Source organism: Bacillus cereus group sp. BfR-BA-01356 (genome assembly GCF_022663635.1).
GTDB classification, from domain to species: Bacteria; Bacillota; Bacilli; order Bacillales; family Bacillaceae_G; genus Bacillus_A; species Bacillus_A cereus.
Genome location: NZ_JAKUFX010000002.1, coordinates 1 through 13,681 on the forward strand (window position 1 = coordinate 1; position 13,681 = coordinate 13,681).

Sequence of the window (13,681 nt, forward strand, 5' to 3'; positions counted from 1 at the left end):
TACTGACTGAAAAAGAATCTAGCTTTTCTCCTTCACCATTCAAAAAGCAAACTTTCATATCAAACGAACTTACATCTAGACCAACAAATAATCTCACGTAAGAGACCTCCTTTCGATTTAGAATCATTGCTTGGACGTCTCGAGATATCTCTAGTGTGTACGCCGACCAACAACCTCGTGTATAAGAGCTAGTCCTGAATCGAAAGCCGCCCTAGAGCTACTAACATCTAGGTTCGAGGATCAGGCTGCTCAGCCTGCGAGTAGGGAGCCCCGCGCGTTCACTGAGAAACACTCTTTTCGTGTGGTAAATCCACAGGGGAATGCAGAATTGTCCCAAATGATCCTAAGACCATTATCTAGAAATATCTTGAGACGTCCAAGTATTTTCTTTATTACTGGACTCTTATTAGAGAGTAAAACTAAGCCTGAGATAGGGCTTAAATATTAATATACGAGGGGAATTAGATGTATTTCAGCGAGTACTCGGTATGACATTAGCAAGTTTACCATTTTGGTTTTTATTATCTGGTTACGAAGTATCAACAGGCGGATTACCGTCAGGTAGCCAAGTTTTTCAATGTTTTATTGTAGCAGTTAGCTCTGGGTTAATCGCGACAGTATTATTTTTCTTTGCAACAGATCTTGTGAAAGATGATCCGCAAAAATTAGCAACAGTGGAAGCGACGCAGTCTGGTGAAGTTTTATTTGCGCTAGTAGGAGAGTTGATCTGGTTATCTGCACCAATTCCATCATCATTATCTTGGATTGGTATGAGTCTCGTTATTATTGGAATGATACTTCATAGTTATGTGGCTGTCGTTGTAAAAAAAGAAGAAAAAATAACGGCGTAATGAGATTAGCTCTTTTTATTAAGAGCTAGTCTTTTTTCATAGAAAGGGATGAAAGTATGAATTTACAGTGTGTTAAACAAATTGAGAAAGATTCAATATTAAATGTGCTACAATATGTCGTCGGTCCAAATGAAATAAGCTTAAAGAAGGCAGTAATATTTTATCAAAGTAATAAAGGGACTTTGTACAAATATGAAGAAAAAGCTTGTCTAGGTATTGAAATAATCGGAGAAACTAAAGCACGCATATGTCATATAGCAGTGGCTCCAGATTATCGTCAAAAAGGAATTGCACTGCAAATGATTAAAGAAGTGGTAAGGATATATCAATTGACTTATATAGAAGCGGAGACAGACGATGGGGCGGTAGAATTTTATAAAAGAATTGGTTTTCAAGTTAAAAGTTTAGGAGAAAAATATCCAGGGATAGAAAGATTTCATTGTTACATGGAAAAATAGTATAAAAATATGCATATGGAGTATAGTTTGAAAAAATAGGATTTACATTTTTCTTCATTTCAAAAAAACTCTCGCTCATCATTATCTACGATTTTAATAGAGTTTTGAGGCTTCAGTATAATAATATACATATTTTTGTAGTAATGAATATGATTAAGTTAAAAATTAAGAAAAATATGATAATATATTTATATAAAAGTTTAAATTTACGTGGCTAGTGGGGGAACCAATATGAAAATGAATGAAATAGTAGCAAGTACACAATTTCCAAATACAATCGAAACAATAACAAAAGATTTAAAAGCATTAGGAGTCGAAAAAGGAATGACAATTATCGTTCATTCATCACTAAGTTCTATCGGGTGGATATCTGGTGGTGCCGTTGCTGTAGTAGAAGCATTAATGAAAGTTGTTACGGAAGAAGGAACGATAATAATGCCAACGCAATCTTCGGATTTGTCCGATCCGAAACATTGGTCAAGACCACCTGTACCGGAAGACTGGTGGCAAATTATCCGAGATAACGTCCCAGCATTTGATTCACGTATAACCCCAACAAGGGGAATGGGTGAAATAGTTGAATGTTTTCGTACATATCCGAATGTAGTACGTAGTAATCATCCGTTAGGAAGTTTTGCTGCATGGGGAAAACATGCAGTAGAAATAACAATGAACCATTCGTTATCAATGAGCTTTGGAGAAGAATCTCCATTAAGAAAAATATATGATTTAGACGGGTACGTATTATTAATTGGTGTTGGATATGATTCCAATACGTCTGTTCATTTATCCGAGGTGCGTTCTGGTGCATGTGAGTTAATACAAGTAGGAGCACCTATTATAGAAAACGGTGAAAGAGTGTGGAAAGAGTTTGTTGAAATGGATTACGAATCTGAGAAGTTTGTAGAAATTGGTGTGGAGTTTGAGCGAAAAGGAACTGTAAAAAATGGGAAGATAGGGAATGCAACGTGTCGTCTAATGAAACAGCGTGATATAGTTGACTTTGGAACAGAATGGTTTCGTAAGAAAAATTAGTAAGGGATGGTTACAATGAAGGGGAAAAAGGTATTAATTACGAGCGGTGGTTGTCTAGAAAAATGGGATCAAGTACGCGGGCATACGAATATGGCCAAAGGTACAATCGGAAGGATAATCGCAGAAGAACTTCTAGCTAAAGGGGCACATGTTATATATTTACACGGTTATTTTGCGGAGAAACCGAGTGATGTACATAGAGGGTTAGAATTACATCCATTTGAAGGAATCGTTGATTTACAAGATAAAATGAAAAGTATCATATCACATGAAAAGGTTGATGCAGTCATTATGGCAGCGGCTGGATCAGATTGGATTGTAGAGAAAATTTGTGATCAAGATGGTAATGTTCTTAATATGAACGGAAAAATTTCAAGTGATATAGCACCGATTATTCACTTTCAAAAGGCTCCAAAGGTATTAAAACAAATAAAAGAATGGGACCCAGAAACAGTACTTGTTGGTTTTAAACTTGAAAGTGATTTAAATGAAGAAGAACTGTTTGAAAGAGCAAAAAATAGAATGAAAGAAGCAAGGGCGAATGTAATGATTGCGAATTCACCACATTCTTTATATTCGCGCGGGGCTGTGCATTATGTAATTGGACAGGATGGTAAAGGGAAGTTGTGTAATGGGAAAGATGAAACAGCGAAAGAAATTGTCAAAAGCTTAGAGGTATTATGTAATCGTGTCACTGCTTTTTAAAATTAAGTTTTTAGATGAGAATGAATCCGCATAGTAATAAGTAAGCGAAACTTTAATTGGTGGGAATTTTACTTTTACACGAATGTGAAGCGTATACCAATCAAGAGCTATACACAGAATAATTGGTGAGGAGTGGATTCTATGGAACATTTATTAAAGCAAGCTATTAAACTTAGAAATGAAAAGAAATATGCGCAGTCTAAAGAGATGCTTATAGGATTAACAAACTTTACAAAGGATGCAGAAGTACTGTATCAGTGTGCGTGGATACATGATGTAATGGGGCTAGAAACAGAAGCAGTTCCGTATTATGAGCAGGCAATCGCAAATGGACTTGATGGCGAATCGCTTTGCGGTGCTTATATTGGTTTAGGAAGTACATATCGTTGTATAGGGGAATATGAAAAGGCAATTACAGTATTAGAAGCTGGGGTGAAAAAATTCCCAGAGAACGCTCCAATGAAAGTATTTTTATCATTAGCAAAATATAACGTAAACGATCACGAATCAGCGATGAAATTATTACTTGAAACTGTCGTGAAAGTAGAGGAAGTAAAAGAATTTGAACGTGCCATTTCATTTTATAAAGACCATTTAAATGAGGTTTTTAAATAAAGGAGTGAACGTATGAAGGTTACACTATCACGAAGGCGAAAAGGTACTTGGATTGGACTCGTCTCTTTAATTATGCTATCAAACTATTTATTGTATGCCCTTCCAATTGTACCAGTTGCGCCGAAAGAAGTTGTGCTTGGGTCATTATTAGATTGCATGTTTGTCATTCCAATCATCACGTATTTCTTCATTATTCGAAAAAGATACTCGTTAACATATATAGTTCCTGTTGTAATAGCTGGTTATATTTTTGCAAGATTTATTATTCCAAGTGACTATTTACAAACTTTTTCATTCATCTCTTATATTATTGTTGCGGCTGAAATTGCATTTGTAGGTTTAGAATTATTCCTTCTCTATAAAATTGTTAGAGTGCTTCCTAAAATAATAAAAAAATATAAAGAATATAGAAGAGAAAATTATTCCTTTTCTTATGCAATTGATGCAGCGTTTGACGCTACTATGAAAAGAGGTAAGTTAATAGATGTCATTCTAACAGAGTGTAAGTTAATCTATTATGCGTTTTTATCGTGGCGTGAAAAAGTACCAACAGGTAAATCTGTATACTCATATCATAAAAAGACTGGTGCTATAGGTGTGTATATCATGATTATTCACGCAACAGCAATTGAAAGCATTGGTTTTCATTATTTACTACATCAGTGGAATCCAGTAATAGCATGGATTTTACTTATTTTAAATGTATACGCGATGATTTATTTTATAGCTGAAATACAAGCGATGCGCAAAAATCCACTTGTCGTAACAGAAGAACAAGTAATCATTCAAATCGGATTAGGAAAGAAAATTGTTATGCCATTTACACAAATTGATAATATTGCGTTCTACAAGGGTGAATTGCTAACGGCAAAAGAAGGGAGACAGGTATTGGATGCAACTGTTATGGAGTTCATAAAAGAACCTGCTACTTTTGAAATAACATTAAAAGAGCCAGTGAAAGCGCAGTTGTTATACGGCTTTTCTAAAACAGTAAGTCGTGTTTACTTAAATGTTGATGAAGAACGAAAATTTTATGATGCGGTTAAGGAAAAGTTAAAACATGAGTAATAGTACTGTTAGTTGCATAAAAACAAATGAGCTTCCGTTAGAAGTGAAAAAATATGAAACATGGATAGTGAAAAACTCTTTCTAAATAAGAAGGAGTTTTTATTATGTACTTGTATAAATCATTATATAAAAAACTATACACTTCTTTATTACTACATAAATGGATATAATTGAGGATAGAACTAGCATAAGGGGAAACAAAATAATGAATAAGTTACTTACATCGAAAATTGAAATTATAGAAAGAAAAATCCGGTATAACTCAACAATAGTAGATCACAATTGCTTATTACTTGAAAAGCAATCACAAAGTATCGTTTTATTTCACGAGGTGCAGTATTCATTTACAATGACTGCAAATGATACTAAGTTAATAATCCCAAAAGGGAGTTATACAATCGCATATTACTGGAAAGATCGTCCGTACAATTTATACGTATGGAGAGATATAAAAGGAAAGTATTTAGGTTCCTATTTTAATATCGTAAAAAACACACAAATAAAAGATGAAGTGGTTTCTTTTGAAGATTTAATCATCGATATTATGGTACTTCCAAATGGAGAATACTTCATATTGGATGAGGATGAATTACCAGAACCATTAGGAAATTTCGAAGGTGGTTATGTGAAGAAAGCTCTTTATGGATTAAAAGAAATCATTCAAAAAGAGCTGCCACCAATAGTTTTGGAGACAGCCAGGGTGCAGAGGAAATAAAATTTAATTACATAAATATTTTGAATGGGAATGAGTAGTCTCAAGTTATATGATCTAACTTTTTTAATAAATCTAAGGTTAGTAGCATATCTCTTGAGATTACTCTTTTTTTGTAGAAATTTCGTCGCTTAGTTATTAAATCGATTTTAAATTTATGAAATAATATTGACTGAATCAAGTTCAGTCGTTTATGATTGAATCAGATTCAGTCGTGGTGAAAACATTGTAGGAGATGACGTATGAAAAGAATATCAAAAGAACCAGATGTAAGACGCCAAGAGTTAATGGATATTGGTTTTGAACTATATATGAAAAATGGTATGAAAGGATTTGGCATAAAAGATGTTGTGAATCATGCAGGTGTAGCAACGGGCTTATTTTATTATTACTTCAAGTCTAAAGAGAATTTTGTTGATGAAGTTTTAAATGACTTTATTGTGAAAAATATGGAGTTAATTGAAGAAATACTTATTTCAAATGAACGGTCTGTCATGCAAAAGATGAAAGATTCACTAGATATATTTTGGACATTTATTGAAAAGTTAGCACCCTATAAAAATGTGAGTTCGTTTCAGACGGAACAACATTTTCAACTGGAACAGAAATTATTCGCACGTATGCAACCGTTAATTAGACAAGTAATTGAAGAGGGAGTGAAAACAGGGATTTTTTATACTGATAACTCATTATTAGCTTCTGGGTTTATTTTATACGGTCTTAGCAGTATTGCTCATTCAGAAGTAAAGTTGAATCTAGATACAAAACAAGAAATGGTTAATTTAGTATTAACTACACTACGATACAATCAAAAGGAAGGAGAGAGTATATGAAGATTATTATCGATGGAAATAATATCTCACAAGAGCAACTTATAAAATGGAAAAGAGAACGGATAAAAAAAGTATTATATATATTAGGACATAAAGAGTCTGAAATAAATGATACAGACGTCATGATAAAACAGCTAACGGAAATAAAGTTGCGATATACATACAATGAAATGTACGAAAAGTTGAAATCAAAACTTAGATTAAGTGCAATAGGTATGCGTATCTGTACTCTTTTATCTGGCGATAGACGAAAATTTTCAAAAACTAGTATTTATTTAGACGGGATTACAGCAGAAGAAGCCATACATGGAATTGATAGTTTGATGCTTGAACAATCACGTGAAAATAACAAAGTGAATTTATCTGCTTGTCCTGATCACTATGTACTAAGGCCCTTTGGGGAAAATGAATTAGAGGTTATCGAAACTACTGGTAATTCTCCGTTTCCAGTTCAATTTTTCATTGTTTTTGGTGACGAAACTGGATTGAAAACACCAAGAGATAAATCTTATCAATATCAATCAACAGGTGTTGCACGTATGAAAGATGGTACTACTATTGGTGGAGTTCGACATCAATTTAAAGATACTGATACAGGGATAGAAGTAAGTCTAGTTGTTGAGTTCCCAGCCCTTTGTCCTAATAGTCTAATTAAATCCCATCAAATGCATTTAGCGTGTGAGTTTTCTTATTGGTTACAGTGGATTAAAGATCAGAAAAAATAGTAAGTAAACGATATCGTTAAAATAAACAAAAGTAAAATGTTCAAACAAATCATATGTATGTTTTAATAAAACCTAGTTGACTTATCGGAAATATTTGTATAATATGTACTTAATTCCATAACGTATTGCTGATTGGAGAAACCGAAGGCATTTTATCTATTGATAAAATGCCTTTGGTTTTTTTATTGCATAAATACTGAATCTGTTCATTTATATGAATCATTTCAAGGAGGCGAAGAAGTGACTGTTTCAATTGATGGAGTATCAAAATATTTTTCGAAACAAACTGCTACGGTTCAAGTATTAGAGAATATTAATTTTCAATTAGAAAAAGGGGATTTCGTTACAGTAATTGGTCCGAGTGGTTGCGGAAAAAGTACATTACTAAAAATCATTGCAGGTTTAGACAGCGATTTTGAAGGTGAGATCACTATTGATAGGGAGCGTATAACAAAACCGAGTAAGAAGCAAGGATTTATATTTCAAGAGCATCGATTGTTTCCATGGCTTACAGTGGAAGAAAATATTGCAGCTGATTTGTCGTTAAAAGATAAGTATGTGAAAGATAAGGTGAGAGAATGGGGTGAAATCGTTCGGTTAGATGGCTTTGAAAAATCGTATCCGAAAGAAATTTCAGGCGGGATGTCACAACGTGTTGCGATAGCGAGAGCGTTATTAAGAGATCCAAATGTATTATTACTTGATGAACCTTTTGGAGCGCTGGATGCTTTTACTCGAAGTCATTTACAAGAAGTATTGCTAAATATTTGGGAGCAGAAGAAAACAACAATGATATTCGTTACACATGATATAGACGAAGCGATATATCTTTCAAACCGAATCATCATTATGAGTGCAAAACCAGGGAAAATACATAAAGTGATTGAAAATAATTTGCCTTATCCGCGAAATAAAACTTCTCAATCGTTCCAACAACTTCGAACGAAAGTATTACAGCAGTTTGAATATGGAGGGTTGATTCAAACAAGTATATAGGAAAAGGGTGATTTTATATGTATAAAAAATTTAAAATTCTTTCTTTTGCTTTAGCTATATCAGTATGTTTATTAGGATGTGAAAAAAGTACAGCAAGTAGTAAGAAAGAAGATGTAACAATACAAATTGGTATACAGCAAGGGTTAAGCCCGCTATTACTAGCAAAGAAAAAGGGGTGGTTTGAAGAGGAGTTTAAAAAAGAAGGAGTTAAAGTGAAATGGACAGAGTTCCAAAGTGGACCTCCTTATTTTGAAGCAATCGCATCAAACCGATTAGACTTTGGTGAAGTAGGGAATTCTCCAGTCATTTCAGCGCAAGCAGCAGGTATTGGATTTACCGAAATCGCCAATACAAGTTATGCAAGAAAAGGAACTGGAATTCTCGTTCAAAAAGATAGCAAAATTGCGAGTGTAAAAGAGTTAAAAGGTAAAAAAATTGCAGTAGCAAAAGGAAGTAGTGCCTTTAATTTATTGTATCGAGCACTTGATAAAGAAGGGATTGATGCAAAAGAGGTAAATGTCATTCAATTACAACCAGATGAAGCGCAGCCTGCATTCGAATCAGGATCAGTAGATGCATGGGCGATTTGGGACCCTTTCATATCATTACATACGTTAAATAAAGGTGCGAAGGTGATTGCAGACGGTGAAACATTAAATGTCTCTTCGCCAGAATTTTTAATTACGAGAACAAAATTTGCGAAAGAACATCCAGAATTAGTTGAGAAATTCCTCGAAGTTTATGAGAAAGCACGTGTATGGCAAGATGCTAACTTAGATGAAGCAATAAAAGTATATACTTCTGTAAAAAAGATAGATGCGGAGATCGGAAAAGAAGTGTTTAATCACGACAAACCAATTTTAGTTCCGGTAACGAAGGAAATAATAGCAGAACAACAAAAGACAGCGGATTTTCAATATAAGCTCGGTTCTATAAAGAAAGAAATTAAGGTGGAAAAAGTTGTAGATAATTCTTTCGTAGAAAAAGCATTGAAAGCGAAGTGAAAAGAGGTTTTGTAAAGTGGAAAATACGAAAGCTGTTATGAAACCAGCGAGTATAACGATTGAGAAAAACAGCGTTAAGAATGTGCGAAAGTTAAATGTAAAAGTTTTAGTAAGGGCGATTACTATACCGGTTATTATATTAATAATTTGGCAGTTAGCTGGCGTATTCGGTCTTGTTTCTAAAACAGTTTTACCAACACCATTAGATATTTTTCTAGCTTTCCAAGAGCTTATTAAAACAGGAGAGTTATTCGGCCATTTAAGTATTAGTGTATTCAGGGCTGCGGCTGGTTTCTTTATTGGTGGGGGCTTAGGAATCATTTTAGGAACGATTGTTGGATTTTCAACGAGAAGTGAGCAATATTTAGATCCATCTGTGCAAATGTTAAGAACTGTACCTCATCTAGCTGTTGCGCCACTTTTCGTATTATGGTTCGGTTTTGGTGAAACATCGAAAGTGTTATTAATTGCAGATGGTGCATTTTTTCCTTTATACGTAAACGCATTTTTAGGTATTAGAGGTGTGGATTCAAAGTTATTTGATGTTGCGAGAGTGTTAGAGTTTAGCAAAAGAAAACTAATTACGAAACTCATTTTACCATCTGCATTGCCTAACCTTTTACTAGGAGCAAGGTTATCGTTAGGTGTTGCATGGGTGAGTTTAGTAGTAGCAGAACTTATGGGATCTACAGAAGGTATTGGTTATATGATTATGGATGCAAGGCAATTTTCAAATACAGATATCGTATTTGTCGGCATAATTATCTTTGCATTTGTTGGGAAGTTTTCTGACTCTCTAGTACGTTTACTAGAAGTGAAGTTTTTAAGATGGCGAGATAATTTTAAAGGTGAGACTGGGAATTAACATATAAATTATTAGGGGTAATTTATATAGAATGTGTTAGTATACGTTTCAAAATAAATAAGGGGTGTGTAAAGGTATGGAATTATTATGGTTTATTCCGGCTTATGGAGATGGTCGATATTTAGGAACGACAAAACGAGGAAGAGCAGCTGAATATGGTTATTATAAGCAAGTTGCTGCGGCAGCTGATTATTTAGGATATACGGGTGTTTTACTTCCAACTGGTCAAGGATGTGAAGACCCTTGGGTGTTAGCTTCAGCTCTTGCTGCTGAAACAGAAAAACTAAAATTTTTAGTAGCAGTGAGGCCAGGACTAATGTCACCTACAGTTGCAGCGAGGATGGCATCTACATTTGATAGAATTTCAGATGGGAGATTGCTTATTAATGTAGTAGCTGGAGGAGATCCAGTTGAACTACAAGGAGATGGATTATATCTTGATCATGATGAAAGATATGAAGCAGCGGATGAATTTTTAAAAGTTTGGAAATCGACATTGCAAGGTAAAACGATCTCTTTAGAAGGAAAACATATTAAAGTTACAGATAGTAAAGTTGTATTCCCACCAGTTCAAACGCCATGTCCTCCTATATATTTCGGAGGATCATCAGCTGCTGGAAAAGAAGTAGCAGCTGAACATAGTGATGTATATTTAACGTGGGGAGAGCCGCCAGAGCAAGTGAAAGAGAAAATAGAAGAAGTAAGAAAACTTGCAGAAGAGAAGGGGCGTACAGTACGATTTGGCATTAGATTACACGTAATTGTAAGAGAGACAGAAGAAGAAGCATGGGAAGAGGCCGAACGTTTAATTCAATATGTGGATGATGAAACAATTGAGCTTGCTCAAAAGACATTTGCAAGATATGATTCGGTTGGTCAAAAACGGATGACACATTTAAATAAAGGTACGAGAGAGTCGTTAGAGATAAGCCCTAATTTATGGGCTGGAATCGGACTTGTAAGAGGTGGGGCAGGTACTGCACTTGTAGGCGATCCGCATACAGTAGCAGAAAGGATAAAAGAATATGAATCGTTAGGAATTGATACGTTTGTTTTATCAGGATATCCGCATTTAGAAGAAGCGTATGAAGTGGCAGAATTGTTATTCCCATTATTGAAAGACAAGAAGAAAGAAGAAAATAAAATTGTTGGTGAAATGATTGCTGATGCATATGCATTAAAAAGATAGTGAGAAATAAAGTTTCACTTATTTATTGCTTCATTTTGTTTACTGCCTGTTAATACGGGATAAAAAATCCGCAAGTTATTCGCTTGCGGGTTTTCATCGTAAATTATTAGAAAATATGGTAAAATTAAAGGGTAACTTAAGGTGCGGTTGGTTGTTCAATTATCACTTCTCCGAGTAGGAGGGGGGTGATAATACGTGAGTGAAATAGCGTTGCTACTGCAAGGTGGACTGTTTCTCGTTGCATTGTTAACGTTCGTCGTCGTTTTAATAGACAAGCTCAAAAAATAACAACCCACCTATGCCTATAGAATGTGGGTTGTTTTGTTTGTAAGAAACAAATAGGATAAATGAACAATCCAATCTGCTAAGTTACGTGGACTAGTGTGTAGCCGCACACTAGTCTTTTTTATTTATATACAATTTATAATTGGTTTATGTGATTGTATTGTTCTTTTCATACTCATTATAACACAGTGTCTTGTCATCAAGAAAGGAGACCGTATGTTCTGGTCACTATTATATAGTAGGTGCTTTTTCTTTAAACAGCCCATCCATATACTGTTTTAAACTTTGGACATAAAATTTCTGTGTATTCACATTATTTACACCGACAATGGGTGATGGAAGGTCAAATCTTTTTTCTGATAAATGAACGACAACATCAAAGATGTCAAACAAGCGAATGAAGCAAAACAGACCGTCTTTATCGCTAAGTAAAATAAAGTAATGATTTTCACTACTTGTATTTAGCGTATTCCATAAAGAACTTTTGCTTAAATCACGTACAATGCTTTTTTCTTTTAGTTCCACGAAATCTGCATTTGAGAGAATGGTAGAAATATCAATTGCATCTTGATCTTCAAAGTAGCCATCAACTGCTTGTACAGCGAATGTATAAGCCATTTTTAATATACTCATTTTATATTTACGGTTATCTAATAGTAATTCACGTTGAATAGAACTCGCTACTTTCGTTACACGTTCCTCTTTCCAAATTTCATTATGTAAGGAAATATCGTGCTTTTTACATAGTTTCATAATTAATGCATTAGAATAAAGAATTTCGTCGCTTACTTCGACAACATCAGTCTCAGCAGCCGCAAGTTCCTCACCGTGCTCATTCGTATAGAGTGGGGAATCAATTTGTCTTTTCATTTGTTCAATCTTAAATTGACTCAATTTATGCCTAATTAAAGGACGATCAATATTTGTTGTCATTTGTTCATGACAAGTATCACAAATTGAGTTTGTGAAATAATATCCACATAATATTTCTGGAATGACATATTGTTCACTAAGTTCTTTCGTATCTTTTCTGCAAATGATGCATTGTGTCATTTTTATCACCTTTACCTGCAAATTTGTATGTAATCTCATTGTAGTGTATTTATCGGTATTTTGGAATATTGTAAAGGAAAATATTATGTGAAATTCATACTTATTTTGGTACAATGAAGAGAAGTGCTAGTTTAAAGGAGGCCATTTTTTTGAAATCAAAAGTGCACTTTTGGACATTAGAAGTGCTAATGGTTGTAGGAATCATATTTATTTGCACAAAAATATCATTTTTATTTCAACCGATTGGTATCTTCATATCAACATTATTTTTCCCAATCTTAATCGCGCTTTTTTTATACTTCATATTTAATCCTGTATTAATCTTTTTGGAGAATAAAAAAGTACCTAGAAATTTAGCGATATTGCTGTTATATCTTTTTATCATAACATTAACTGCGGTTGGCGTTGGAGTAGTTGTTCCTACGATTTCACAACAGCTAATGGACTTAGTAAAAAATATGCCAGGCTACATAAAAGAGGGAAAAGTATACATACAAGAATTATCACATCATAGGTTGTTTGAATGGTTATCTACACAAAACTACGTTTCCATTGAAACAATTGAAAAAAATGCGATTGAATACTTAAAAGATATACCAAATACAATTACGTCGAGTGCAACGGCTTTATTTGGTATTATCACGAACGTTGCATTAGTTGTATTTACTGTACCGTTCATTTTATTTTACATGTTTAAAGATGGACATGCCTTTCCAGGAAAAGCGGTAAGTTTATTACCAGAGTCTTACCGTGAAGAGGGGCTTCGTATCATTAAGGAAACGAACGAAACATTATCTGCATATATTCAAGGGCAAGCGCTCGTTTGTATATTTGTAGGTGCGTTTACTTTTATCGGTTATTTAATTATCGATTTACCGTACGCTTTCGTTTTAGGAATTATCGCAGCATTTACAAACATCATTCCTAACTTAGGTCCATTTATCGGGGCAGCACCAGCTGTTATTGTAGGACTGTTCGTATCTCCGATGCAAGCCTTGTACGTAATTATTATCGTAACAATTGTACAACAGTTTGAAAGTAATATTATTTCACCACGTATTATGAGCTCGAAATTAAACATCCACCCATTAACAATTATTATCCTAATTTTAGGGGTAGGAAACTTTGCTGGAATCATCGGAATGATTTTAGCAGTACCAGTTTATGCAGTAACAAAAACAGTTGTTTCGAACTTAGTGAGATTGTTTAAGACGAAGAGAAGTAACCGAAAATAGTAAAAACTGAGGAAGATACACCGCTTTTTAAGTGGTGTATCTTTTGTTTGTA

General features: G+C 34.2%; 15 protein-coding genes and 1 pseudogene. 15 read left to right on the top strand and 1 reads right to left on the bottom strand.

The features are described from left to right. Positions 1 to 452: 452 nt before the first annotated feature. The 14 genes and pseudogenes from MR168_RS01085 to MR168_RS01150 all read left to right on the top strand — a co-directional run. Positions 453 to 851 (top strand): annotated as a pseudogene (locus MR168_RS01085) (multidrug resistance efflux transporter family protein); the annotation flags it as partial. Positions 852 to 907: 56 nt separating this feature from the next. Further along, a complete protein-coding gene (locus MR168_RS01090; RefSeq protein ID WP_086411656.1) occupies positions 908 to 1,309 on the top strand; it encodes a GNAT family N-acetyltransferase in 402 nt (133 codons plus the stop codon). Positions 1,310 to 1,540: 231 nt separating this feature from the next. Continuing rightward, positions 1,541 to 2,344: an AAC(3) family N-acetyltransferase gene (locus MR168_RS01095; RefSeq protein WP_000783346.1), complete on the top strand. Its 804-nt coding sequence runs from the start codon at positions 1,541 to 1,543 to the stop codon at positions 2,342 to 2,344. A gap of 15 nt (positions 2,345 to 2,359) precedes the next feature. Beyond that, the gene (locus tag MR168_RS01100) at positions 2,360 to 3,049 is read left to right on the top strand and encodes a phosphopantothenoylcysteine decarboxylase domain-containing protein (protein WP_000676726.1); all 690 of its coding nucleotides are present in this window, start codon (positions 2,360 to 2,362) and stop codon (positions 3,047 to 3,049) included. Between the two features lie 141 nt (positions 3,050 to 3,190). Beyond that, entirely contained in the window at positions 3,191 to 3,664 is a 474-nt protein-coding gene (locus MR168_RS01105; protein ID WP_000400636.1) for a tetratricopeptide repeat protein, read from the top strand. A 12-nt stretch (positions 3,665 to 3,676) separates the two neighbouring features. Further along, entirely contained in the window at positions 3,677 to 4,732 is a 1,056-nt protein-coding gene (locus tag MR168_RS01110; RefSeq protein WP_086411657.1) for a hypothetical protein, read from the top strand. A gap of 205 nt (positions 4,733 to 4,937) precedes the next feature. After that, a complete protein-coding gene (locus tag MR168_RS01115) occupies positions 4,938 to 5,447 on the top strand; it encodes a ribonuclease FAU-1 family protein (RefSeq protein ID WP_001037874.1) in 510 nt (169 codons plus the stop codon). 239 nt (positions 5,448 to 5,686) lie between these two features. Further along, the gene (locus MR168_RS01120) at positions 5,687 to 6,277 is read left to right on the top strand and encodes a TetR/AcrR family transcriptional regulator (protein ID WP_000822633.1); all 591 of its coding nucleotides are present in this window, start codon (positions 5,687 to 5,689) and stop codon (positions 6,275 to 6,277) included. Next, entirely contained in the window at positions 6,274 to 7,002 is a 729-nt protein-coding gene (locus MR168_RS01125; protein ID WP_000691333.1) for a hypothetical protein, read from the top strand. Before MR168_RS01120 ends, MR168_RS01125 begins: the two co-directional genes overlap by 4 nt. Before the next feature lie 312 nt (positions 7,003 to 7,314). Further along, positions 7,315 to 7,998, top strand: coding sequence for an ABC transporter ATP-binding protein (locus MR168_RS01130; RefSeq protein WP_481747024.1), 684 nt, complete (start codon positions 7,315 to 7,317; stop codon positions 7,996 to 7,998). Between the two features lie 17 nt (positions 7,999 to 8,015). After that, positions 8,016 to 9,002: an aliphatic sulfonate ABC transporter substrate-binding protein gene (locus tag MR168_RS01135; protein ID WP_086411659.1), complete on the top strand. Its 987-nt coding sequence runs from the start codon at positions 8,016 to 8,018 to the stop codon at positions 9,000 to 9,002. Between the two features lie 16 nt (positions 9,003 to 9,018). Then, positions 9,019 to 9,867, top strand: coding sequence for an ABC transporter permease (locus MR168_RS01140; protein WP_000432131.1), 849 nt, complete (start codon positions 9,019 to 9,021; stop codon positions 9,865 to 9,867). Between the two features lie 76 nt (positions 9,868 to 9,943). Next, positions 9,944 to 11,056, top strand: coding sequence for an FMNH2-dependent alkanesulfonate monooxygenase (ssuD, locus tag MR168_RS01145; RefSeq protein WP_086411660.1), 1,113 nt, complete (start codon positions 9,944 to 9,946; stop codon positions 11,054 to 11,056). A 195-nt stretch (positions 11,057 to 11,251) separates the two neighbouring features. Next, the gene (locus tag MR168_RS01150; RefSeq protein ID WP_001289320.1) at positions 11,252 to 11,344 is read left to right on the top strand and encodes a putative holin-like toxin; all 93 of its coding nucleotides are present in this window, start codon (positions 11,252 to 11,254) and stop codon (positions 11,342 to 11,344) included. Between the two features lie 228 nt (positions 11,345 to 11,572). Here the strand turns inward: MR168_RS01150 and MR168_RS01155 are convergent, their stop codons facing one another. Continuing rightward, positions 11,573 to 12,394 (bottom strand): HNH endonuclease, encoded by an 822-nt coding sequence (locus tag MR168_RS01155; RefSeq protein WP_000189709.1) that lies wholly within the window; start codon positions 12,392 to 12,394, stop codon positions 11,573 to 11,575. Positions 12,395 to 12,543: 149 nt separating this feature from the next. On the opposite strand from MR168_RS01155, the gene MR168_RS01160 reads away from it, so the two are divergent. Further along, positions 12,544 to 13,629, top strand: coding sequence for an AI-2E family transporter (locus MR168_RS01160; RefSeq protein WP_000837892.1), 1,086 nt, complete (start codon positions 12,544 to 12,546; stop codon positions 13,627 to 13,629). Positions 13,630 to 13,681: the final 52 nt, after the last annotated feature.